This is a genomic window from Caryophanon tenue (assembly GCF_001700315.1).
In the GTDB taxonomy this organism is placed as follows: Bacteria; Bacillota; Bacilli; order Bacillales_A; family Planococcaceae; genus Caryophanon; species Caryophanon tenue.
Map to the genome: position 1 here is coordinate 1 of NZ_MASJ01000012.1, position 24,045 is coordinate 24,045.

Sequence of the window (24,045 nt, forward strand, 5' to 3'; positions counted from 1 at the left end):
AATCAATTATCCGGTATTAGCTCCGGTTTCCCGAAGTTATCCCAGTCTATAGGGTAGGTTACCCACGTGTTACTCACCCGTCCGCCGCTAACGTCATTGAGAATCAAGCTTCTCAAGTCAGTTCGCTCGACTTGCATGTATTAGGCACGCCGCCAGCGTTCGTCCTGAGCCAGGATCAAACTCTCCAAAAAGAATTTGAGTTAAGCTCAAATTTTTCATCTCAAACCGAAGTTCTCAATGTTGCTGGCATCATTTAAGATGTCATAATTTTGTCGGTTAAACCGACTATGTTTCATCAACGTTTGTTGTTCAGTTTTCAAGGTTCATGTAAGCGCTCTAAATGAGCTAACTTTTAAAATGATACTCTACCATCGATCTATTTGTCAACAGCTTTTTTCATCTCATTTGTTTTGGCGTCCTCTTAAGGACAAGTAATACTATATCGCACACTATTCACTTTGACAAGTACTTTTTTAAAAAAACTTTTTAAGACTTTTAATATCAACAACAAACAGCATAATTCCCAGCAAAATAACGACACCACCGAGTAGCTGCAACCAAGAAATTCCCTCGTTCAATATAATATATGCTAATATTGCCGCTCCAATTGGTTCAAATAAGATAGCAATTGAAATCACATTCGTGCTGACATACGCGATTGCCCAGTTAAATAATGTATGTCCTAAAAGGTTTGGCACAATCGCTAATAATAAAAACCAAAGCCAGTTCTCTGCAGAGTATGGACCGAATGATTCGCCTTTTCCTACTATATAGAAGAACAACGTAATGGTACTCGCCGAATAAACAATCATTGTATACGTCATAAGCGAAACACGTTGACGCACATCTTGACCAAATAATAAATACCCCGTAATTAACGCACATGCAATAAGCGCTAAAATATCACCATATAAAGCAGAACCACTTACTTGGAAATCGCCCCACCCAATTAAAAAGCTACCGCAGATTGCAATCAGTCCGGCAATGAATGTTTGAAGGGTAATTTTTTCTTTAAAAAATAAATACGTACCAATAAACGCAAACAATGGCTGCATTGTTACGAGCACAGTGGAACTTGCCACCGATGTATAATTCAACGACTCGAACCATAAAATAAAATGAAACGCTAAAAAGACACCTGCGATTCCTGAAAACAACCAGTCTTTTTTCGATAGCGTTGTCAGTTCATGCCGATATTTCACTAAAAAAAACGGTGCCATTAACAACACAGAGAACAGCATCCGGTAAAAAGCAATGACGCCTGCATCAGCTGTAGCGAGTTTCACAAAAATTGCGGACATCGATACAGAGAAAACGCCAATTGCAATTAAAATATATGGATTTACTTTCATCTAGTAATTCCCCACCTAACTACTGCCAAGCTTTCGTGTACAATACAGTAAATGCGGTTTTATTCTCTCACGTTCGTATGTTCCTCGCAACTAAATACAGAGGAGGCTACTTTATGCTAGCATCTATTACTGACATTATTTCATTAGAAACATTATTTAAATTAATCATTGCTTGTATTTTAAGTTTAGTCATTGGATTAGAACGGGAATTAAAAAAGAAGCCAGTTGGGTTAAAGACAAGTCTTGTGATCGCTAGCTTTAGTTGCTTATTAACGGTCATTTCAATTGAAACGGCTTATTCAATGCCTGGACGCGAAGATATTAATATTACGATGGACCCGCTTCGATTAGCGGCACAAATTGTAAGTGGTATTGGCTTTCTAGGTGCTGGTGTCATTTTACGCCGTGGGAACGATAGCATTTCAGGGCTAACGACAGCTGCGTTAATTTGGGGTGCAGCTGCGATTGGTATTGCAGTCGGTGCAGGGTTTTATGCCGAAGCTTTCATCGCCGCCGTTATTGTGCTTATCGGCATTGAATGGCTTGCTCCATTTTTAACGCGTATTGGTCCAAAACGTTTACGCATGAAAGAAATTTCGCTTATCGTTCAAGTAGCAGACATTCATCAATTACAAGATGTCATGAATTATTTGGAAAAGGCGCAATTACTTGTTGAGCATGCGCACGTAAAAGACCGTTACGATTCACAGCTTGTGTGTCGGCATGAATTGCATTTACGTTTAGCAGCGCCCGCTTCGGTTAAGACAATTGAACTTTATCAACAACTGTACGAATTACCATACATTCAACGAGTAGAAATCGAGTTATTGTAAATGGGAGGTACTGCGTATGGGAGAACTTTTTGCATTATTAAAAGATGGGAACCGTCCATCGTTGCTCGCAGCTTGTGTGAACTTCTTTTTAGGCTGTATTAAAGGTGTTGCATTTTTCTTTACTGGAAATGTTGCAATGTTCGCGGAGATGATGCACTCGTTTGGTGACTCAGCTAACCAATTTTTCGTCTTTATCGGTTCAGCGTTATCGAAAAAAGCACCAAGTCCGCGATTCCCAAATGGTTTTGGACGTGTCGTCAATCTCGTCTGTTTAGGGGCCGTTTTAATTGTTGGGATTTTAGCGTATGAAACGATTCGAGAAGGTTGGCATCACTTCCGCCATCCTGCGACAGAGTCAACAGGTATGTGGATTGCACTTGGTGTATTAGCACTTGGTATTATTTTAGAAGCAGTTGTACTTCATAAGGCAGCAAAAGAAGTGTTACATGAAGTAGGGGTTGAATCAAAGGGTATCATGTCCATCCCTGAATCCGTTAAATATTTAAATCGCGCAAAGCCTGCAACAAAGCTTGTTTGGATGGAAGATTTAGTGGCAACATCAGGAAATATTCTTGCCTTTTTAGCAATTGTCATTGCAAATGCGACAGGCTATTTTGCACTTGAAGGTATTATTTCGATGGTGATTGGATTAATGATGTTTTATGTTGTGGCACGTGTCTTCTTAGATAATGCGCGTGGTGCGATTGGTGAAACGGATGGCATTATGCTCAACCACATTGCGCACTTAGTAAGTGACCATCAAGATATTCGTGATATTTCACGCTTAGATGTCGTCAAAGAAGGCGAGTTCCTGCACGTCGATTTAGTGGCAGAAACAAACCCAGCTTTATCACTTGCCTACTTAGATGATGTCCGTGACCACTTAACAGAGCTGATTTTAAGCCAGCCAGGTGTCACAAAAGTGATGATTTACTTTGATGAGGATGACGGTACACAGCAATGGGTTCATCGCGGAGAACGTCCGACGGTGCTCCATAAAATTCGTCCGTAATATTTAAAAGGGGTTCGTTCCACGTCGTCATTGGCGTAGAACGAACCTCTTTCATGTATTATAATGATTTCTCTAAAATCTCATACACATCTTCAGAATCTAATCGTGCAAAATGTCCAAACGGGCCATCGATTAATGCATGCTCCACCATACGATCAATTTGCGATGCATCAATGCCATAATCCGCTAGACGGGTCGGCGCACCAATGGATGTCCAAAATGCGCGTAATGCTGCAATCCCCTCTTGCGCGACTTCTTCAATCGTCTTTCCTTCAGGCGTCACATCAAATACACGCACTGCTAACTGCGCAAAACGCTTCGGGCTAATACGTACATTATGCTGCATCCAATTTGGGAATAAAATCGCTAAACCGCCACCATGTGGAATGTCGTATACAGCAGAAACAGCATGTTCAATGCCATGCGTTCCCCAATCACCAACAGAGCCCATTCCTAAACTATTATTAAGCGCCACTGTCCCCGCAAGTAATATCGTTTCGCGGTATTCGATATTTTCTAAATCGGCTAAAAGGAGTGGTGCTGTTTCGATTACAGTACGTAACACGCCTTCACACATGGCATCGGTTACTTTCGTATTCGTTGCGTCATGGAAATATTGTTCAAATACGTGCGACATAATATCAACGATGCCGTAAATCGTTTGGTCGCGTGGCACTGATAGCGTATAACAAGGGTCTAAAATTGAAAAGGCTGGAAATACATATTTACTTGCCCAATCAATTTTTTGCAGTGTTTCGCCATTTGTAATAACCGAACTAGCATTCATTTCTGAGCCTGTTGCCGCCAGCGTTAATACCGTACCAATCGGCAACGCTTCCGTTACTTTCACATTTCCACGTACAATATCCCATGCATCTGCTTCCACTTTCGCAGCTGCTGCAATTAATTTGGAGCAATCAATGACTGAGCCACCACCAACTGCTAGTACAACATCAATTTGATGTTCCTTACAAAGTGCCGCTCCTTGACGCGCTGTTTCAACGCGTGGATTCGGCGCAACACCGGCAAGCTCAATAATGTCAAAGCCCTCTAACTGTGCTCGAACATCATCGTATACACCATTTCGTTTAATGCTGCCACCACCATACACAAGCAAAACTTTTTGACCGTATTTTGCGACCTCTTTACGTAATTTTTTCACAGATTGCTTCCCAAAAATTAACTTCGTTGGGTTTTGAAACGTAAAGTTATGCATCTGTAATACCTCCTTTAATTATGTAATACATGTCTTCTATTTATAAGTTCGCGTCGTCTAGCTAAAATTCCTTGTCACAATGAAAAAAAGCATCAAAAGCACGAGTGCCTTTAATGCTCTTTCTATTACTTTACTAGCTGTTTACACCCATCCGCGGAAGCGAGAAGCTTCTGCTGTACGACGCACACCAACCATATATGCAGCTAAACGCATATTAATATTACGTGTTGTTGCAGTTGTGTAGACGTTTTCAAAAGCGTCTACCATTTTACGATATAATTTTTCACGTACTTCTTCTTCTGTCCAGTAGTAACCTTGGTTGTTTTGTACCCACTCAAAGTATGATACCGTTACACCACCAGCTGATGCTAATACATCTGGTACTAAAAGAATGCCACGTTCTGTTAAAATTTTCGTTGCTTCTGCTGTTGTCGGACCATTTGCCGCTTCAACAACGATTGATGCTTTAATATCGTGTGCATTATCAGCTGTAATTTGATTTTCAATTGCAGCAGGCACTAAAATATCACATTCTAACTCTAATAATTCGCGGTTTGAAATTGTATTTTCAAATAAGTTTGTTACCGTACCAAATGAATCACGACGGTCTAATAAATAATCAATGTCTAACCCTTCTGGATCATGCAACGCACCGTGTGCATCTGAAATCCCGATAACTTTTGCACCTAAATCATGCATAAATTTCGCTAAGAAGCTACCTGCATTCCCGAAACCTTGGATAACAACGCGCGCGCCTTTTACTTCTAAACCGCGCTTTTTCGCTGCTTGTTCAATCACAATCGTTACACCTTCTGCCGTTGCACGGTCACGACCTTGTGAACCACCAAGTACAAGTGGTTTCCCTGTAATGAAGCCTGGAGAGTTAAATTCATCAATTCGGCTATATTCATCCATCATCCATGCCATAATTTGCGCGTTTGTAAACACGTCTGGCGCTGGAATATCTTTTGTTGGACCTACGAATTGGCTAATTGAACGTACGTAGCCACGGCTTAAACGTTCGATTTCACCCATAGACATTTGACGTGGGTCACAAATAACGCCACCTTTACCACCACCATATGGTAAATCAACGATGCCGCACTTTAACGTCATCCACATAGATAATGCCTTTACTTCTTCTTCGCTTACCATTGGGTGGAAGCGTACGCCACCTTTTGTTGGTCCAACTGCGTCATTATGTTGTGCACGGAAACCTGTGAACACCTTAGTCGTTCCGTCATCCATTTTTACTGGAATACGTACATGTAACATGCGAAGTGGTTCTTTTAATAAATCGTACATGCTTTCATCATATCCTAGTTTACCTAATGCTTCGTGAATTACTTCTTGCGTCGATGTGAACAGGTTTAAATTTTCAGCCATTTCATTCTCGCCTCTTTATCCTAAATTGGTTGTATTCCGCATCATTGTAACACATTCTCTATCGTTTATGCAGAAATTAAGTTAAAAAATCTCCATATTTCTAGCAATCTATCATACGAGTAATTGTATTTTTCAATGCGATGTAAAAGTACCCTCATTTTTGCATTTCATCCATAAAAACGCAAGTATTATTCAATTAATTTTTCTATAGAAGATTAGCATCAGTTCCATCGAATTTATCGCATATAAAAAGCATGCGTACGCCGTTCCGTGTACACATGCTTTTTCCGCTATTTACTGACCTGATTGATCGATCCAATCTTGCAATTTGTTTCTTAACGAATTAAAACCATTTGCATCATTTTCATCGACATGGTCTTGCAATGTTTTGCGTGGTGTCGCTTCTCGTCGTTTGACAGGTGGCTTTTCTTGTAGCGCTCGAATTGAAAGACTAATTTTTTGCGCTTCATCGTCAATTTCGAGCACTTTCACTCGTACATCTTGACCGACTGTTAATAAATCACCTACATTTTTGACAAAGCCATACGTAATTTCTGAAATATGCACAAGTCCTTGTGTTTGTTCGTCTAGCGCTACAAACGCCCCGTATGGTTGTACGCCGGTTACGGTACCGGTTAAAACGTCACCTACTTTGTATTGTTTTGCCATCAACCGTTCCTACTTTCTATTACATACATGTTTAAAATATCAGTTAAATTATAACAGACCACTGGTAACGTGGCAAAACATCGCATTGAGCCATGCTCGGATTATGTGTTGAAGTGGCGATGTTCTCGCTTAAATCTTGATAGAATTACTCGGTACGTCGCCAAGCACCATCTATCTTTTCAAACATAACAGATGCCTTACCGTCTGCTGTTTGAATATTCGCTTTCATCTGCTCCTCTTCAGAAACAATATAATCGATGCCAATAACAGCGGATGTATCAATCGGCAATGTGAACTCTTGACCGTTGTGTAAATACGCCACCATATCTTTCTGATTATTTTCTTGTGCATAGACATAATATAAAATGATTGCCAAATCCGACAATGCATTTATTTGGTCGATTGAGTAGTTTTCCCACGTTTGTACATCTTGGCTTTTAAAATAATTCGTCACACCGCTCGACCATGAACCACTATTTTCTAGTACATGTGGCTTTGGTTGCTGATGCTCCGCAATAATCGCTTCAATATCTTCATATGTTAATGCGTCAGCTGTCGTCGTGACACCGCGTTGTAATTCCTCAGAAATCGTTGCTGCAATCTCCGCAAAAATTGGCGGCTCTGCATCGATCAGTTTTTGCAGTACACGTTGATTCAACGGATAATCCGTTGTCCCTTTTAACATCCGTGTGATAGCAATGACATATTCGAGTTCAAACGCATCATAGACATCAACACGCATATTTAACTCCGCACGGTTACTACTAAAATAAAGTAACGCATTTGTCATCTCACTATAGTACGCTAATATATCTTCTGGTGCGTAACGAATATCATCTGCAATATAAAGTGGCTCCTGAAACTCCGCAAATGCCAGCAAACCTTGGAAACCACCAAACTGTGCTAAGCTTGCTCGGTAACGCTCTGCAAACTCGTCATAGCGAAAGTTAATGGTGCTTCCGTCTTCATATAAGCCTTGGCGCGCTAACACAGCTGCGTCATTATTAGTACGTGACGTGTAAGTAGCCGTAAGCTGCTCTAAACGCGTCATCATAAACTCAATAATCGTGACGCTTATTTCATCGCCAAAGCTTAAACCTGCCGCTTCTTTTCCTCGTTCGGCAAGCATCGCTGGTGTTGCATAATCTAAAAAGATGCTGTCTTCATCTCTAAAAATAAAATCGTATTTCTCCATTTCCGAAAGGGCTTGTGCAAATGCTTTATCTGCTGAAACGATATATGGCACAGCATTCAATTCTTCATCGTTAAGTCCAAGCTCTTGCTGAACATCTGCACGTAATGTTTGCTGATATACCGTTAAACGTTCCATCACTTCATCATTATTAGGTAACAGTGGCATATCTGCCTCACTGCCGTAATACTCTACAACATCAAGAGGCTCTGCTTGCTCCGTCTGCCCTGTATCCATTTCTACTGAACGCGTCTCAATAACAGACTCACTTTCTTGTTCTAAAATATATGGGCTCACTAACACGCCGCCAATAAACATCGCAGCTGCCCCTAGTCCCCACACCCACATTTTTTTCGGTTGTTTATTGATAACGGGCTGTGCATTCGCGTTTTCTTCCTCATCAATCTTTTGCATAAGGGCATCGACATCTAAATGCTGTGGCATACGATGATACGATTTATCGAGTAGTTGTAGTTTTTCTTCTAATTGCTTATCGTCCATATGCCGAACCCTCCTGTGTTATTAAAATTTGCTTTAGTTGCTCTTTCGCTCGGTGAATGCGTACTTTCACATTCGCGAGTGTAAGGCCGAGCACTTCTGCGATTTCTTCATATTGCAATTGGTGAAAGTAAAATAAAATAAGCGGCATACGGTATTCTTCTTTTAGTTGAACAATCGCTTCGTGTAGCTCGCGATCTTCTTCATACGCGAGTAGATGCAATGTATCTTCCTCAAGCAATGTTTGTTGCAGTTTTTGTTCCTTCTTTGTTTCCCGTGCTTCTTTACGATAAAAATCACGCGCTGTATTTAACGTAATTTTATAGAGCCATGTCGTAAAACGCTCTTGGTTAAATTGATGCAAAAAACGATAAAGCTTTAAAAATACTTCCTGCGCGACATCCCCGATATCATTCGGATGAACACCACACTGATACGCAAAACGCTCAACGGTATGCCCGTAAAACAGCACAATTTCACGGTACGCTTCTTTATCCCCTTGCTGTGCCCGCGCAATGATTTGTTGATCCATAGTCCCCCTACTCTCTACTTGTTCTAGTTATGTTACGATTTTTATTACCGTTTTGTTACAATTCATTCGCTTTATTATGTTTTCTTTCTACTCGAAATATCACGAAACTTTAATTTTGCAAAAATTGCGCAAATCTTTTTACCCATTTGACTTCACTTTGTTGTATTATATTGTTCTATACACTTTAGGAGGTTAAATTGTGTCATCAAATAGAGATCAATTCACATCTAAGATTGGATTTATATTAGCGGCTGCTGGTAGCGCTATTGGTCTCGGTGCTATTTGGAAATTCCCTTACACTGTAGGGACAAATGGTGGTAGTGTCTTCATTTTACTATTCATCTTATGTACGTTACTAATCGGCTTACCGATTTTAATGTCTGAATTTTTAATTGGGCGTCGTAGCCAAGCAGATGCTGTATCGGCATTTAAAAAAGAAGCACCCGGAAAGCCTTGGTTTTTAGCTGGCTGGTTAGGTGTTATCGTATCTGCACTTATTTTATCGTTTTACGGAGTTGTTGGTGGATGGATTTTAAGTTATTTATTCCGTGCTGTGACGTTCCAGTTAAACGGTGGTTCTGAGGAACATTACGGAGAATTATTCTCCAGCTTGATTGCGAACCCTTGGGAAGTTATTTTCGCACAAGCCATGTTTATGTTTATTACCATTTTCATCGTACAAAGCGGCATTAAAGGCGGCATTGAACGCGCCGGTAAATGGATGATGCCTGCTTTATTTATTTTCTTCATTTTATTAGCCATTCGTTCACTAACATTAGATGGTGCAATGGAAGGCGTTAAATTTATGTTTGTACCTGATTGGTCATACTTAAATATGGAAACATTATTAAACGCATTAGGCTTAGCATTCTTCTCGTTAAGCGTAGGTGTGGGTGCGATGATTACGTACGCATCATACTTACCGAAAACAGAAACGATTACAAGCTCAGCGTTTAACGTAGCATGGATGAATATTGCGATTTCAATTTTAGCAGGTCTTGTTATTTTCCCAGCTGTGTTCGCATTAGGTTATTCACCGGCACAAGGACCTGGTTTAGTATTTATTATTTTACCAGCTGTGTTTGAACAGATTCCAATGGGTAGCGTATTAATTATCATATTCTTTATTTTACTATTATTCGCGACATTAACATCTTCTATTTCATTACTTGAAATTACAGTGTCTGTGTTCGTGAAAGATAATTACGAAAAACGTCGCTCTCGCGCATGGATTGTCGGTCTTGTTATTTTCTTAGCAGGTATTCCAAGTGCCTTATCATTTGGTGTATGGTCAAATATTTTCATTATGGATAAATCCATTTTTGATTTCATTGACTATATAACAGCGAATGTCGGAATGCCAATTGGTGCGTTAGCGTTCTCATTATTCGTAGCGTATTACTACAAAACGAATGTCACAAAAGCAGAGCTAAACTTACCAAACGCGGGCTATTGGTTATGGCGTACGATTGTATGTGTCATTGCACCAATCGCGATTATTACCATTTCACTGTATAATTTATTTGCGTAACAAACAGATAGAGACAAAAAATATCCTTCAGCAACGATAACTGCTGAAGGATATTTTTTTGCTTTTAGTGCGACGCCACATAGCGGACGCGTTTCGCGGTAAACACAACGTGGCATTTTATCCAAATGCCTTTTTAAATAATACACTTCGCTTCGAATTTAATACCGATGAGCTTGTAAGAAATCTCTACGCACTTTTCAAATGGAATCCATTCTTCAAACGAATGTTCATATACTGATTGAATAACTTTCGCTAATGCAGATGGGTCGTCGATGCTTTGTAATGCCGCTACCACATCTGCTGTTTCAGTTTCATAATTGTCATCACCGATATTAAAAGGGTCCCAGCTCGCAAGCGTTGCTACTGCTTTACGATTCATCTCGATATTTTCCATAACATCACCTTGTTCGTATATAATAGTAATTGTAATAATAACATGAATTGCCAAAAAGGAAAGGATGTTTATAAATGTTTGATTTCGATAAAGTATATGATCGTCGTCCTACTTCCACATTCAAATGGGATGCTTTACCTGATTTATTTCAGACGCCAACCGATGCAAATGTCATTCCAATGTGGGTAGCTGATATGGATTTTGCAGTCGCACCTGTCATTGAAGAAGCATGGCAAGCACGCATGCAACACCCAATTTATGGCTATACAAAAGCACCTGATAGTTTATATACAGCCATTACTCATTGGCAAGCTCGCTACGGATGGACGATTCACAAAGAAGACATTCTCTTCTATTCAGGTGTAGTACCAGCACTTGCAGCTATTATTCGCGAATGCACGCCCGCTGATGCTACTATTGTGATTTCCACACCGGCTTACTATCCATTCAAAGATGTGCCCGAGCGTTTAGGACGAACAGTAGTAGAATGTCCACTAACAATCGGCAATGAACGTTTTGAGTATGACTTTGCTGCATTAGAGGACATGCTAAAAACGAGTGATGCTTATATTTTATGTAATCCACATAACCCAGGTGGTACAGTGTGGTCACAAGAAACGCTTGCTCGTATCGTTACACTTTGTCGTCAATACGATGTGCTACTTATTAGCGATGAAATTCATGCTGACTTAGTATTCGCACCACATACACATGTGCCTGCTATGCCACTGACAACAAAAGAAGATCGCTTCATTACCTTAATCGCGCCAACAAAAACATTTAACCTAGCAGGCATTCAATTTGCAGTCGCTGTTACAGCGAACAAAGACATTTATACAGCACTCCAAACAGCTGCTACGAATGCGGCGCAATCGGGTCCACATATTTTTGCAATTGCTGCCACAGAAGCCGCTTATACGCAAGGGCAACCGTGGTTAGACGCGTTAATGGATTATTTAGCGGAAACGATTCACTATGTAAAAGCAGAACTAGAGCAAATTGACGGCATCCGTGTGTGGGCGCCTGAAGCCTCTTACTTAATGTGGATGGATGTGCGCGGTGTAGACATTACGGAAAAAGAATTAATGCAACGTTTCAAAGAACAAGGCGTAATTATTTATCCTGGCTCTAAATTTGGCGTCACTGGTGAAGGATTTTTCCGCATCAATATCGCCTCACCACGCAGCGTCATTAAAGAAGCAGTTGTACGTATGAAACGCGCGCTGCAACACGCTTAATTCCATACATCAATCTATCAATACACAAAAAAGCCGCGGTGAACATTATGTTCACCGCGGCTTTCTTTAATTCAGAGAAAGGTTTTGTCCTTATCTCTTTATTTCACCGTCAATCTTGCAAATGTTGTGACTTGCGTTGCTCTAAAATTTGTTGTTCTAACTCTTTTGTGCGTAGCTCTTGCTTTTTCGAGATTTTTTGAAAACCGATAAACACGATAACACATAGTACGAAGAAAAATGCAAATTCTAAAAAAGCTGGAATATATTCTGTCTTATTCTCCGGAAAGTATAAAAACATCATATAAAACGCTGATAGATTCATCCGCTCACAACCTTACATTTGATTATTGTAAAACTGTAATTTTTTCGATAACGATATCTTCTTTTGGCTTGTCTTGGAAACCTTTTTCAACAACAGCGATAGCGTCGATAACATCCATACCTTCTACAACTTGACCGAATACAGTATGTTTACCGTCTAACCAAGGAGTACCGCCCATTTTTTTGTAAGCATCTACAGCTTCTTTTTCCCAGCCGCGTACTTCCATCTGTTTTAACATTGGCACTTGAACTTTTTTCGCTTGTACGATGAAGAATTGAGAACCGTTCGTACCAGGACCCGCGTTCGCCATTGATAAAGCACCACGTAAGTTCATTAATTCAGGTACACACTCATCTTCAAATGAATGCCCCCAAATTGACTCGCCGCCCATACCAGTACCAGTTGGGTCGCCACCTTGAATCATGAAGTCTTCAATCACACGGTGGAAAATAATACCTTCGTAATAACCAGACTCTGCATGACCTAAAAAGTTTTCAACTGTTTTTGGTGCTTGCTCTGGGAATAATTTAATTTTGATTGAACCCATTGATGTTTTCATTTCAACTAGCTTTTCGCCAGCTTGAACTTCTGTTGTTAATTGTGGAAACATAGATGTCTCTCCTTTAAATATCAGTTTATGTAAAGCATTTACCTTTTACTTTGTTAGTTTACCATATTCCTCACCATTTTTCAGTTATAAACAGCAAAACTGCGATTTTGCAAGCATTTCGTTCGCCAATCAAACTATTTGGTTCGCAATACGAAATAAGTTATAATGGAAGTAACATCACATAAGAAAGCTGGGATGCATTTTTGAAACACAATCGAAACTTTATAATTATCCTTATTGCGAACTTCCTCGTTGCAGGTTCGATGACGATGATTATGCCGTTTTTATCGTTATACATTGAAACATTTGGTAACTTCACGGATGAGTACGTTCAACGCTGGGCAGGGTTAATTTTCGCCGCAACCTTTGTCACAGCTTTAATTATGTCTCCGATTTGGGGGCGTATTGCCGACCGCTTCGGCTACAAACCTATCTTAATTATGAATAGTATCGGTATCGGTGTCAGTGTCTTTTTAATGGGCTACGTGAACACCGTCGAACAATTCTTTCTTCTCCGTTTATTTATGGGTATCGTAACAGGCTTCATTCCCACATCAATTGCATTTATTAGCAAACATACACCACGAAAAGAAGCCGGTAAAACACTCGGCACCATTCAAATGGGTAGCACAGCCGGTACATTATTTGGTCCGGTCATTGGTGGTTTACTTGCCGACCAAGTTGGCTTTACGTATACATTTACGTATATTGCCATTGCGATTAGCATTGCCGCACTATTTATTATATTTGGTGTGCGCGAACCAAAATTAGCCCCGAAATCACAAAAGAGTGTGTACAACCGCAAAAATATTGTATGGAGTATTTTCCATCACCGTACAATGTTTAGCATTATGTTTATTGCGATGCTTTTACAAATTGGTAACTTTAGTATTCAACCGCTACTTTCTTTATATGTATCTGAACTATCACCTACTGCGGAAGTCGCGCTTCTTGCCGGCATTACATTCAGTGCGACAGGTGTTGGTAACTTACTCATGTCACGCTACTGGGGCAAGCTCGGAGATGATATTGGCTATGAGAAAATTTTAGGTATACTGCTTGCGGTTAGTATTGTCGTGATTATTCCACAAGCATTCGTCACAGAGCTATGGCAGCTCATTGTACTACGCTTTTTATTTGGCTGTGTTGCTGGTGGCTTAATTCCATTAACAAACGCGATGATTCGTCGTGAAGCTCCCGCTGAAGTACAAGGTGAAATTATGGGTTATAACCAAAGTTTCCGCTTCCTCGGTAATATCGCAGGGCCTGTTATTGGTGGATTCGTTGCAGGTTTTGGTGGCATTTCTGCAGTGTTCTTTATTACGGCTTCATTTTTCGCGCTCGGTTTCTTTATTAACTGGTATGCGCAGCGAACACCCGTTCAAAGCTTTGATGAATTAATAAAATCGCATTAAATTATCGCAATAGCATATTTCTCCTAGGAGAAATATGCTATTCTTTTGTTAATTCTATATATTTGGAGGGCGTTTTTATGCGTAGTCGTTTTGGCTTCTTATTAATTTTTACAGCCATTCCTGCCCTACTTGCGATTAGCACTTTATTCGTTAATGAGCTTCGCTTTGCGGAGGCACAACAGTATGCAATTGAAGAAAAAATTATTATGCCGGATGTCGAGACGCCACTGCCCGTTCGAATGACGGACCGAGAAGGCACACTGTTTAGCGAAGAATATGTCAATTTGCATGAACCGTATGCACTTGATGATATTCCGTATTTTATGCAACAACTTTTTCTATTAAATGAAGATGAGGAGTTTTACAATCATATTGGCTTTGACCTGAGTGCCATTACGCGTGCGTTTATTTCAAATGCCCAAAGTGATGATATTCAGCAAGGTGGTAGTACGATTACACAGCAACTTGTGCGTATGCGTTACTTAACGACCGAAAAATCATATGAGCGAAAAATTACCGAGCTTTTTTATGCGTATGAGCTTGAGAAAACGCATGATAAAGACGTCATCTTAGAAATGTACTTAAATGAAATGTACTTCAGTAATTTAGTCTATGGTGTTGGTGCTGCGGCACAGTACTATTTCCAAAAGGATTTACCACAGCTATCAAAAGCGGAAATGGCATTTCTTGCAGCGATTCCAAATAATCCGTCGATGTATAACCCACTGAAAAATTTTGACGCCACAAAAAAGCGCCAAGAACTATTAATTGATGGCTTAGTACGCACAAACTTTATTACAGCAGACGAAGCAACGCAATTTAAAGCGGAAGCTATTACGTTAAACGTCAAAGAAAAAGCACAACAACATCCAATGTACACAACCTATGTATTACAGGAGTTTGAATGGCTCGTTGCCGAACAAGAAGGCTTTGCGCAACAATTGAAAAAAGCAGAGGGCGACACTTATGACGTCATTTATGCGAAGCTACAGCAACGTGTTCGTGAATTGCTTGATGCGGGCATAACGATTCACACAGCGCTTGATACGTCACGCCATGCACAAGATGTGACGAAAATGGATCGTGTGCTTCATCATTATTCTGCACTACAAGGCGCTGGTGTCGTTATTGATAACCAATCACGTGAAATCGTTAGCTTATATGCAGGAAAAGACTATGAAAAATTTGATTTTAACCGCGCATATCAAGCTATACGACAACCTGGCTCAGCGTTTAAACCACTCGCTGTTTATGGACCATACATTGAAGAAACGGGTGCGTATGCATCACAAACAGTGAATGCGGCACCTATTTGTGTCGGCAACTTCTGTCCACAAAATTACGGTGGCTATACATATGGACGCACCGATATGACGAGTGCATTCCGCTGGAGTCATAATACAGCGGCACTGCGTCTATTTTATACAATGGGCATTGATACTGCCTTTAGCTATATTGACCGCTTCCACTTCTTATCGCTTTCAGAAGAGGACCGTAATTATGCCACATCACTTGGTGGCTTAACGTATGGGGTAACGCCTGTTGAATTAGCCGATGCATACGCGAGCTTCTCAGATGGTTCGTATGTACGCGCCCATGCCATTCGCTCAGTGAAAAATAAAGAAGGTGAGCTTTTATACGAATGGCCAGCAGAACGAGATACAATTTGGTCAGCCCATACGGTAGCACAAATGAAAAAAATGCTTGCTGATGTTGCGATTAACGGTACAGGCGAAGGCGTTTATTCAACAGATGGCTATGTCGGCGTAAAAACAGGTACAACAAACCGCTATCATGATTTTTGGCTTGCCGGTCTAAGTAATAACTATACCGTGTCTGTGTGGATTGGCTATGATGAGCCTGCTAGTATGGAACGCTTAGAAAAACGAAAAATCCACCATCAACTCTTTAATATTTTACTGAATGATTAAGTACGGAAAGAGTGCACCTGAGAAAAAACACAGAGGTTGGGACAAAAAGAAATATCCTTCAGCAACGATAACTGCTGAAGGATATTTTTTTGCTTTGGGTGCTACGCCACATAGCGGACGCAAATTCTTCTCATCTCCATACACGTATTTTCATCAGAAATAGGGTTCTGTCCCAGTCTCGTATTTTTTTAAAGTCTAATCCTCCTCTTCCCCATTTACCTATATAACTAGGCATTCCATCGCATCTCTTTCATGTTTAAAAGAAGCATCTTTTGGCGTAATTTAATCTCCGCTAATACGGGTACTATATAAATATCAGTTGTTTTTAGACATAACAGCAGAAACATGTATAAATGGGGGTAAATGATATGAAAAAATTATTTTTAACGATGACAGCCGGTGCTGCTGTTTTTTCACTTGCAGCATGTGGTGAAACAGATACCGAACAAGCTGTTACATCGACAGGCGGCGAAGAATTAAGCGCAGAAGATGTGTTATCGAAAACGATCGAACGTCAACAGGCGATGGAAAGTGTTTCGGCTACGATGGAAACGACACAAAACATGCATGTCGAAGCAGATGGCGAAACGCAGGAAGTAAAGACGACGATGAACGGGACAATTGATACGATTATCGAACCATTAGCCTTAGCGATGGATACAACCATGAATATGCAAATGGGCGAAGAAACAGTCGATATGCCCATGAAGATGTACTTAAACGCCGAGCAAGGTTTCTTCTATCAAGACCCAACATCGAATACATGGCTAAAGCTTCCACAAGAGCAAGCTGACGCTATTTTTGAAAGTGCAAATATGGCGAATGTGGACCAAACACAACAGCTTGAACAACTAAAAGAGTTTACAAATGATTTAACGGTTGAAGAAGACGGAGATAACTATGTACTCAAGCTTACGATTGAAGGTGACAAATTCAATGCGCTCGTACGTGAGCAAATGGAAAGCATGATGAATAGTACAGCTGGTGGCGAACCGTTAACAGAGGAAGAATTACAAACAGCAATGGATGCTGTCGACATTACAAGTGGCGACTATGAATATGTCGTTAACCAAGAAACATTTGATATTCAAGATGTACTGGTAAATTTAAATATGACAATGGATATGGAAGGTCAGCCAATGACCGTAGAAACGACAACGAATATGACGTTTACAGACTATAACCATTTAGACACAATTGATATTCCACAAGAAGTTATCGATACTGCAGTTGATGCCACACAGCAGTAAGAAAAAACGCGCAACTCATAACGAGCATGCGCGTTTTTGTTATGTATTTAATGAATGGGTAAGCTCGATAAAATACTGTTATACAACTTCATAATCACGTATCCAATAGATAATAGCATAACTGCCCATACTAAAATCTCAAAAAACAACAGACCGACTAATCCCGTTGTCGACATCGCATCACTCATTTTGTACACAACAAACATAAAGTAGACAATCATCGTCGCAACAAAAATAAAACCTAACACACTCAATGAGCTCATGCCAAATGCAGAAACGATTGAGCCGAAAAATACAATCGTTGAAGCCGACTTCGCACTGCTATATGTTTCAGGCTGTAAATCTTTCGCAAACAACAGCATTCCGATTTCGTGAATCGTTTCTCCAACTAATTTTAATGCAGAAAACAACATAAAAAAACAGCCCATAAATACGACTAATAAAAAGATGCGAATTTCAAAATCAGATAAAAATTGTGCCATTCCACTGTACACACCAATTACTTTGAATAATTGAATCGATTCAGTCACTGCGTAAACACCGAACGTCAAACTAAACAAAACAACCGAAATTAAAGGTAAATAGCCATACAAATACGGATTTTTCATTAAATTTTTTCCTCTTTTTTTCTGGTCTTCTTTCCTATTTATAATACTCTATATAAATCCTTTTGTTCAACCTCTCCTTCCCCGCCTTGTTCATGCAGAGCCTAGAAAAATGCGCTATAATTACTAAGCATAACGACCATTCTTCATAAAAAGGGGGATTCTAATGAATCTAGTGTTAGCAATTTTCATCCCACTGATCGTCGCAATTGTCGTACCATTTTTGTATAAATCATTTAAACATATTCATACTGGCTGGTTTGTATTAGCCGTACCGCTTACGTTGTTTCTGTTTTATACAAGCTTTATTCAACGCGTCGCAAATGGTGAGACTTTTTCAGACACATTGCATTGGGTAGAATCATTGCAACTATCATTTATATCGTACATAGATGGATTAAGTTTGTTATTTTCTTTATTAATTACCGGAATCGGAACGCTTGTCGTGCTGTATTCGATTTTTTATTTAGATCGCACAAAAGAACAACTTCACAACTTCTATGTATACTTGCTGATGTTTATGTCAGCGATGCTCGGCGTTGTGCAATCTGATCATGTCATTACGCTCTATTTATTTTGGGAATTAACATCCATTTCATCATTTTTATTAATCGCCTATTGGTTTCATAAAGATGCCTCACGCTTTGGCGCATTAAAATCAATGATGATTACAGTATTTGGTGGACTTTTAATGCTCGGTGGTTTTGTGTTACTTAGCATTATGGGCGATACGTATTCTATCCGTGAATTAATCGCGCAAGCACCGGTATTATTTGAACATGATTACTTTACGTGGGCGCTTATTTTAGTGTTATTTGGTGCGTTCACAAAATCTGCACAAGGACCATTTTACATTTGGTTACCAGATGCAATGGAAGCACCCACACCCGTTAGTGCCTACTTACACTCGGCAACGATGGTTAAAGCCGGCATTTATTTAGTTGCCCGCTTCACACCCATTTTCGCAGCATCTGAGTTGTGGATTTGGCTCGTTACGGCCACTGGTTTACTCACACTAGTTTGGTGTTCATTCTTTGCGCTGAAACAAACCGATTTAAAAGGCATTTTAGCATTTTCTACGGTCAGTCAGCTTGGCTTAATTATGTCACTACTTGGCGCTGGTGCGATGGCGTATCATGTGGAAGGTGCTGCTGAAACGGTATTTAAGTATGCCGCATTCGCTGCGATTTTCCATTTAATTAACCACGCAACCTTCAAAGGTAGCTTGTTTATGATTGTTGGTATTATCGACCACGAAACAGGCACACGTGATATTAAAAAGCTTGGTGGGTTAATGAGTTTAATGCCGCTTAGCTTTACCGTTGCCATGATTGGTAGTTTATCTATGGCAGGTGTACCATTCTTCAATGGGTTCTTAAGTAAGGAAATGTTTTTAACGGCGATGCTGTCGATTACAGAATTTGGCTTCTTCCACTTTGATACATGGGGCGTACTATTCCCGATCATCGCATGGGTTGCCTCTGTCTTTACATTCGCATATAGCTTATACTTCGTCGCACATACATTCCTTGGCAAACATCAGCCAGACCAATTACCAAAAAAAGCACATGAAGCACCAATTGGGATGTTAGTTTCACCCATTATTTTAGCAGTGCTTGTTGTAACGATTTTCTTTATTCCAAATATCGTCGCAACGTACTTTATTAAACCAGCTGTTATCGCTATCCAACCTTTCTTATATAGCACTACGGCGGATATTGACGTACACATTAGCGCATGGCACGGCTTTAATACAGAGTTATTGATGACGCTTGGTATTTTTGTAGTAGGTTTCGTTGTATTTATGACCTTAACGAAATGGCAACACCACTACAATAAAATGCCGAACGGACTGAACTTCTTATACGACGGCATGATGACGCTTAGTGACCAAGGCATGAACCGCTTATCAAATATGTATATGGGCAAGTCCAACCAAACGTATTTACTGTACATGCTCGGTAGCTTTGTTGTGCTTGTACTTGGGACATTATTTACACAAGGTGGCTTTGCGTTCTCTACAACACATACAGCGCCTGTTCGCTTTTATGACATTGTCATTATTGCGGTTCTTGTCGTTGGAACACTCATTACCATCTTTACAAAATCACGCTTAACATCAATTATCGGTCTTGGTGTTGTTGGGTATACAGTGGCGTTATTCTTTGTTATTTTCAACGCACCTGATTTAGCCTTAACACAATTAGTCATTGAAACGATTTCAGTAGCACTGTTTTTACTGTGCTTCTATCACTTACCGAAAAATAGTCGGAAAGAAAATCGCATGCGCTTCCAAGTGAATCGTTTTATCATTTCACTTGCTGTCGGCGCAACAGTTACGATTGTTGCCATTGCTGCACAGTCGCAAAAGCTCATGCCATCCATCTCTGAATATTATAAAGAAACGGTGTACTCATTAGCAGGTGGGGGCAATATCGTTAACGTTATTTTAGTAGATTACCGCGGCTTTGATACATTATTTGAAATTGCCGTGCTCGGTATTGCCGGCATTGGTATTTACGGATTAATTAAGTTGCGTTTAGATGCAAAAGGAAAGGAGAAAAAACATGCTGAAAACAAATGATGTCATTTTGCAATTTACGGCAAAAATTGTGTTTTTCATTATTTTTCTCTTCTCCATTCATATTTTTATGGCTGGACATTACACACCAGGAGGCGGCTTCGTCGGGGGCTTATTAACGGCAAGTGCGATTGTGCTCTTAATTTTAGCGTTCGATTTGAAGACCGTACAAACCGGCTTTAATATTAACTATCGCCTGCTTGTTGCAACTGGTTTATTACTAGCAGTAGGTACGGCAAGTTTCCCAATGTTTGTCGGCGAGCCGTTCTTTACACATTTTTATGATTATTTCGAGTTACCGTTCTTTGGCAACACATCGCTCCATACAGCCATGCTGTTTGACGCAGGTGTATATTTAGTTGTTGTCGGCGTTACGCTCACAATTATTCAATCAATCGGGGAGGATGAATAAATGGAAATCGTTATGGCTTTTGTCATTGGCTTCTTGTTTATGGCCGCCACTTATTTAATGCTCTCTCGTAGTTTATTACGGATTATTATCGGTACAGGCTTACTCAGTCACGGTGTACATTTACTCGTATTAACAATGGGGGGGCTTGGCGGTGAAGCTCCGCCTGTATTAGCAGATGGTGTCGAAGCAAGTCAATTTGCAGACCCACTGCCACAAGCACTTATTTTAACAGCCATCGTTATTGCCTTTGGTGTGACAGCGTTTATTTTAGTTGTCGCCTACCGTGCGTACCAATCACTTGAAACCGATAATACGACGCACATGAAAGGAAGTGACAGCGATGAATAATAATGTAGTATTACTTCCAATTTTAATTCCGTTTTTAACAGCGATTATTTTAATGTTTGCACCGAAAAAAATTATATTCCAACGTACGGTGTCACTCCTTGGTTTACTCGTTGCACTTGGTGTGTCGATTTCATTAATGATGACCGTTCAGCAAGAAGGGCCACAAACATTAACATTCGGTAGCTGGCCAGTGCCATTTGGGATTACGATGGTGTCGGATATGGTGTCGGTTTTACTTGTTACGACCACGCTTCTCTTAACGATTTTTATCGTGTGGTATAGCTTTTCTTCAATTGGAAAAGAACGTGAACAATTTTATTACTACGCTGGCATTATGTTTATTATTACCGGTATTAACGGCGCATTTACAACCGGTGATATTTTCAACTTGTTCGTGTTCTTTGAAGTGTTTTTAATGTCATCATATTTATTAATTGTGCTTGGTGGCGAGAAAAAACAACTCCAAGGTTCGATTCATTATTTACTGATTAACATTATTTCATCGGGGTTATTCGTCATTACAGTGGCATTTTTATACTCGGTGGTTGGCACACTTAGCATGGCGGATATTGCGCAAAAAGTCGCAACACTTGAACAGCCTGCCATTTTAACAACGATTGCAGTGCTATTTTTAATCGTGTTTGGCTTAAAAGCAGCGATCTTCCCGTTATTTTTCTGGTTGCCAAGAGCGTACGCAGCAGCCCCAACACCTGTATTAGCACTGTTTGGCGCACTGCTTACAAAAGTCGGTGTTTATGCGATTATGCGTACATATACATTAATTTTCATTCACGACCAAAGCTTCACACATGAATTGTTAATGATTTTAGGCATCGGCACAATTCTTTTCGGTTGTATTGGTGCACTTGCCTATTTCGATGTTACAAAAATTATTATTTACAATATCGTAATTGCAGTCGGCATTATTTTAATTGGCGTATCGCAAATGAATACAGCAGGTGTAGAAGGTGCAATGTACTATATCGTGCATGATATGCTAATCAAAGCGGCACTATTTATGCTAGGCGGTACAATTATCGCGTTAACGGGTACAGCCAACTTACGTAAAATGGGTGGCTTAATGAAACGCTATCCGGTATTTGGTTGGACGTATTTAGTCGCGGCATTTAGCTTAGCTGGTATTCCCCCACTTAGCGGTTTTATCGGAAAATTACTCATCGTACAAGGTGGTTTTGAAGCGAATAATCCTTGGATGAGTATCGTGATTTTACTATCATCCCTTGTCGTACTACTGTCTGTTATTCGTATTTTTATTTATGCCTTTTGGGGCGAGGAACAACCGGCTACGATTTCGATTTCACAAACGACATATCAACGACAATTACTCCCGACCATTGTATTAGTCGCTATAACGGTTGCTTATGGCGTTGGTGCTGAAGCAATCGCGCCGTATATGGCAGATGCTGGTGAAACATTGCTGAACCCAGCGATTTATATTAACGCTGTGACAGGGGGCGAATAATATGGCATTTCAAATTTTATTAAACTTCGGTGTCGCATTCGTCTGGATGTTTATCGTACAAAATTTTAGCGGTCAAGGCTTTATTGTCGGATATGTACTCGGTTTAATTTTACTCATTGGTATGCGCCGCTTCTTTAGAAGCCGCTTGTACATTCACCGCGTATGGGCAGCGATTAAGCTAACATGGCTATTTATCGGTGAGTTAATTAAAGCAAATATTGCCGTATTAAAAGTGGTGTTAAAGCCACAGCTTGATATGCAGCCCGCATTTTTTGCATATCCAACTGATTTAAAGGAAGATTGGGAAATTGTCCTGTTATCAAGCTTAATTACGTTAACACCGGGAACGGTTGTGATTCATGTATCTGATGATGCGAAAACATTATATATCCATGCGATTGATTGCACCGATGTTGAAGGTGAAATTGATGGCATTCGCACATCGTTTGAACGAGCGATTAAGGAGGTGAGCCGCGCATGATGGTATTTATTTGGATAGCGATTTCGCTTATCGCGATTTGTATGATTTTAATGGTATACCGTATGGTGAAAGGACCTGATGCGTCTGACCGTGTTGTTGCACTCGATGCGATCGGGGTCGCGCTCATTTCATTAGTCGGCTTGTTCTCGATTATGGCGGATACATCGTATTATTTAGAAATTATTTTATTGCTTGCGATTTTATCCTTTATTGGTACAGTCGCCTTCTCAAAATTTATTGAGAAAGGAGACATCATAGACCGTGACAATTCTCGCAAATAGTTTAGTCATTTTCTTCATTAGTATTGGGGTTTTATTTATCGTCGTCACTGCTATTGGGCTTGTTCGTTTACCCGATTTATACACGCGCGCACACGCTGCATCGAAAAGTGCAACGCTTGGGGTCATGTGTATTTTACTCGGTGTATTCTTTCACTTTTGGTTAATTGAAGATGTCTTTAATCCACGTATTTTATTAGGGGTTTTATTCTTATTTATTACCGGACCAGTTGGCGGTCATATTATGGGGCGATCATCGTATATTGCTGGTGTGAAACCGTACAAAAACACAAAGCATGATGATTTAGCTGCTGAAATTGAGCGCATGAAAAAAGAACAAGGCGTGAAATAAAAAAGTGGTAGGAGAAGTATCAACATTTCTCTTACCACTTTTTTTTGCGCTTTGTGTTACACCACTTCACGGGCATCGCATGAGCCAAACACGATGTTTGGCACATTTGCGTTGTGCATCTTTC

24 protein-coding genes and 1 rRNA gene are annotated in these 24,045 nt (G+C 40.1%); 14 read left to right on the forward strand and 11 right to left on the reverse strand.

Going from position 1 to position 24,045, the window contains the following annotated elements:
* Together A6M13_RS07635 and A6M13_RS07640 are read right to left on the reverse strand one after the other, a co-directional pair.
* Positions 1 to 191 (reverse strand): 16S ribosomal RNA (locus tag A6M13_RS07635); the annotation flags it as partial.
* Positions 192 to 473: 282 nt separating this feature from the next.
* The gene (locus A6M13_RS07640; protein WP_066544670.1) at positions 474 to 1,352 is read right to left on the reverse strand and encodes a DMT family transporter; all 879 of its coding nucleotides are present in this window, start codon (positions 1,350 to 1,352) and stop codon (positions 474 to 476) included.
* 113 nt (positions 1,353 to 1,465) lie between these two features.
* Between A6M13_RS07640 and A6M13_RS07645 the strand changes: the two genes are divergently transcribed.
* Both A6M13_RS07645 and A6M13_RS07650 read left to right on the forward strand, forming a co-directional pair.
* Positions 1,466 to 2,185, forward strand: coding sequence for an MgtC/SapB family protein (locus tag A6M13_RS07645; protein WP_066544672.1), 720 nt, complete (start codon positions 1,466 to 1,468; stop codon positions 2,183 to 2,185).
* A gap of 16 nt (positions 2,186 to 2,201) precedes the next feature.
* Positions 2,202 to 3,197 (forward strand): cation diffusion facilitator family transporter, encoded by a 996-nt coding sequence (locus tag A6M13_RS07650; protein ID WP_066544674.1) that lies wholly within the window; start codon positions 2,202 to 2,204, stop codon positions 3,195 to 3,197.
* 58 nt (positions 3,198 to 3,255) lie between these two features.
* Here the strand turns inward: A6M13_RS07650 and A6M13_RS07655 are convergent, their stop codons facing one another.
* The 5 genes from A6M13_RS07655 to A6M13_RS07675 all read right to left on the reverse strand — a co-directional run bounded on the left by A6M13_RS07655 (position 3,256) and on the right by A6M13_RS07675 (position 8,690).
* Positions 3,256 to 4,413 carry an iron-containing alcohol dehydrogenase gene (locus A6M13_RS07655; protein WP_066544676.1) on the reverse strand — a complete coding sequence of 386 codons (1,158 nt, stop codon included), beginning with the start codon at positions 4,411 to 4,413 and terminating at the stop codon, positions 3,256 to 3,258.
* Positions 4,414 to 4,554: 141 nt separating this feature from the next.
* A complete protein-coding gene (locus A6M13_RS07660) occupies positions 4,555 to 5,799 on the reverse strand; it encodes a Glu/Leu/Phe/Val family dehydrogenase (RefSeq protein ID WP_066544680.1) in 1,245 nt (414 codons plus the stop codon).
* 294 nt (positions 5,800 to 6,093) lie between these two features.
* Positions 6,094 to 6,468 carry a S1 domain-containing post-transcriptional regulator GSP13 gene (gene yugI, locus A6M13_RS07665; RefSeq protein WP_066544681.1) on the reverse strand — a complete coding sequence of 125 codons (375 nt, stop codon included), beginning with the start codon at positions 6,466 to 6,468 and terminating at the stop codon, positions 6,094 to 6,096.
* Positions 6,469 to 6,613: 145 nt separating this feature from the next.
* Positions 6,614 to 8,161, reverse strand: coding sequence for a hypothetical protein (locus tag A6M13_RS07670; protein ID WP_066544682.1), 1,548 nt, complete (start codon positions 8,159 to 8,161; stop codon positions 6,614 to 6,616).
* Complete coding sequence (locus A6M13_RS07675) at positions 8,151 to 8,690, reverse strand: RNA polymerase sigma factor (RefSeq protein ID WP_066544683.1); 540 nt, start codon at positions 8,688 to 8,690, stop codon at positions 8,151 to 8,153. The genes A6M13_RS07670 and A6M13_RS07675 overlap by 11 nt, the downstream gene beginning before the upstream one ends.
* A 196-nt stretch (positions 8,691 to 8,886) precedes the next feature.
* On the opposite strand from A6M13_RS07675, the gene A6M13_RS07680 reads away from it, so the two are divergent.
* The gene (locus A6M13_RS07680) at positions 8,887 to 10,221 is read left to right on the forward strand and encodes a sodium-dependent transporter (RefSeq protein WP_066544685.1); all 1,335 of its coding nucleotides are present in this window, start codon (positions 8,887 to 8,889) and stop codon (positions 10,219 to 10,221) included.
* A gap of 133 nt (positions 10,222 to 10,354) precedes the next feature.
* On the opposite strand, the gene A6M13_RS07685 is transcribed toward A6M13_RS07680, so the two are convergent.
* Positions 10,355 to 10,615: a DUF1871 family protein gene (locus A6M13_RS07685; RefSeq protein ID WP_066544686.1), complete on the reverse strand. Its 261-nt coding sequence runs from the start codon at positions 10,613 to 10,615 to the stop codon at positions 10,355 to 10,357.
* 74 nt (positions 10,616 to 10,689) lie between these two features.
* On the opposite strand from A6M13_RS07685, the gene A6M13_RS07690 reads away from it, so the two are divergent.
* A complete protein-coding gene (locus tag A6M13_RS07690; protein ID WP_066544687.1) occupies positions 10,690 to 11,853 on the forward strand; it encodes a MalY/PatB family protein in 1,164 nt (387 codons plus the stop codon).
* 109 nt (positions 11,854 to 11,962) lie between these two features.
* Here A6M13_RS07690 and A6M13_RS07695 read toward each other — a convergent pair whose 3' ends face one another.
* Together A6M13_RS07695 and A6M13_RS07700 are read right to left on the reverse strand one after the other, a co-directional pair.
* Positions 11,963 to 12,175 (reverse strand): hypothetical protein, encoded by a 213-nt coding sequence (locus tag A6M13_RS07695; protein ID WP_066544688.1) that lies wholly within the window; start codon positions 12,173 to 12,175, stop codon positions 11,963 to 11,965.
* 22 nt (positions 12,176 to 12,197) lie between these two features.
* Positions 12,198 to 12,785: a peptidylprolyl isomerase gene (locus A6M13_RS07700; protein WP_066544690.1), complete on the reverse strand. Its 588-nt coding sequence runs from the start codon at positions 12,783 to 12,785 to the stop codon at positions 12,198 to 12,200.
* Positions 12,786 to 12,988: 203 nt separating this feature from the next.
* On the opposite strand from A6M13_RS07700, the gene A6M13_RS07705 reads away from it, so the two are divergent.
* The 3 genes from A6M13_RS07705 to A6M13_RS07715 all read left to right on the forward strand — a co-directional run bounded on the left by A6M13_RS07705 (position 12,989) and on the right by A6M13_RS07715 (position 17,381).
* Positions 12,989 to 14,200: an MFS transporter gene (locus A6M13_RS07705; protein WP_066544693.1), complete on the forward strand. Its 1,212-nt coding sequence runs from the start codon at positions 12,989 to 12,991 to the stop codon at positions 14,198 to 14,200.
* 77 nt (positions 14,201 to 14,277) lie between these two features.
* On the forward strand, positions 14,278 to 16,131 hold the full coding sequence (locus A6M13_RS07710) for a transglycosylase domain-containing protein (RefSeq protein WP_066544695.1): 1,854 nt from the start codon (positions 14,278 to 14,280) through the stop codon (positions 16,129 to 16,131).
* 368 nt (positions 16,132 to 16,499) lie between these two features.
* Positions 16,500 to 17,381 carry a DUF6612 family protein gene (locus A6M13_RS07715; RefSeq protein ID WP_066544696.1) on the forward strand — a complete coding sequence of 294 codons (882 nt, stop codon included), beginning with the start codon at positions 16,500 to 16,502 and terminating at the stop codon, positions 17,379 to 17,381.
* 47 nt (positions 17,382 to 17,428) lie between these two features.
* On the opposite strand, the gene A6M13_RS07720 is transcribed toward A6M13_RS07715, so the two are convergent.
* Positions 17,429 to 17,989 carry a DUF5366 family protein gene (locus A6M13_RS07720; protein ID WP_066544698.1) on the reverse strand — a complete coding sequence of 187 codons (561 nt, stop codon included), beginning with the start codon at positions 17,987 to 17,989 and terminating at the stop codon, positions 17,429 to 17,431.
* A 163-nt stretch (positions 17,990 to 18,152) separates the two neighbouring features.
* Between A6M13_RS07720 and A6M13_RS07725 the strand changes: the two genes are divergently transcribed.
* The 7 genes from A6M13_RS07725 to mnhG are packed head-to-tail and all read left to right on the forward strand — an operon-like array spanning position 18,153 to position 23,921.
* A complete protein-coding gene (locus A6M13_RS07725) occupies positions 18,153 to 20,570 on the forward strand; it encodes a Na+/H+ antiporter subunit A (protein WP_066544702.1) in 2,418 nt (805 codons plus the stop codon).
* The gene (locus tag A6M13_RS07730; RefSeq protein ID WP_066544866.1) at positions 20,557 to 20,979 is read left to right on the forward strand and encodes a Na(+)/H(+) antiporter subunit B; all 423 of its coding nucleotides are present in this window, start codon (positions 20,557 to 20,559) and stop codon (positions 20,977 to 20,979) included. The genes A6M13_RS07725 and A6M13_RS07730 overlap by 14 nt, the downstream gene beginning before the upstream one ends.
* Positions 20,980 to 21,327 carry a Na(+)/H(+) antiporter subunit C gene (locus A6M13_RS07735; protein WP_066544704.1) on the forward strand — a complete coding sequence of 116 codons (348 nt, stop codon included), beginning with the start codon at positions 20,980 to 20,982 and terminating at the stop codon, positions 21,325 to 21,327. It begins immediately after the preceding gene.
* A complete protein-coding gene (locus A6M13_RS07740) occupies positions 21,320 to 22,810 on the forward strand; it encodes a Na+/H+ antiporter subunit D (RefSeq protein ID WP_066544707.1) in 1,491 nt (496 codons plus the stop codon). The genes A6M13_RS07735 and A6M13_RS07740 overlap by 8 nt, the downstream gene beginning before the upstream one ends.
* A 1-nt stretch (position 22,811) precedes the next feature.
* A complete protein-coding gene (locus A6M13_RS07745) occupies positions 22,812 to 23,291 on the forward strand; it encodes a Na+/H+ antiporter subunit E (RefSeq protein WP_066544709.1) in 480 nt (159 codons plus the stop codon).
* A complete protein-coding gene (locus A6M13_RS07750) occupies positions 23,288 to 23,572 on the forward strand; it encodes a Na(+)/H(+) antiporter subunit F1 (RefSeq protein ID WP_066544711.1) in 285 nt (94 codons plus the stop codon). The genes A6M13_RS07745 and A6M13_RS07750 overlap by 4 nt, the downstream gene beginning before the upstream one ends.
* Complete coding sequence (mnhG, locus tag A6M13_RS07755) at positions 23,553 to 23,921, forward strand: monovalent cation/H(+) antiporter subunit G (RefSeq protein WP_066544713.1); 369 nt, start codon at positions 23,553 to 23,555, stop codon at positions 23,919 to 23,921. The genes A6M13_RS07750 and mnhG overlap by 20 nt, the downstream gene beginning before the upstream one ends.
* Positions 23,922 to 24,045: the final 124 nt, after the last annotated feature.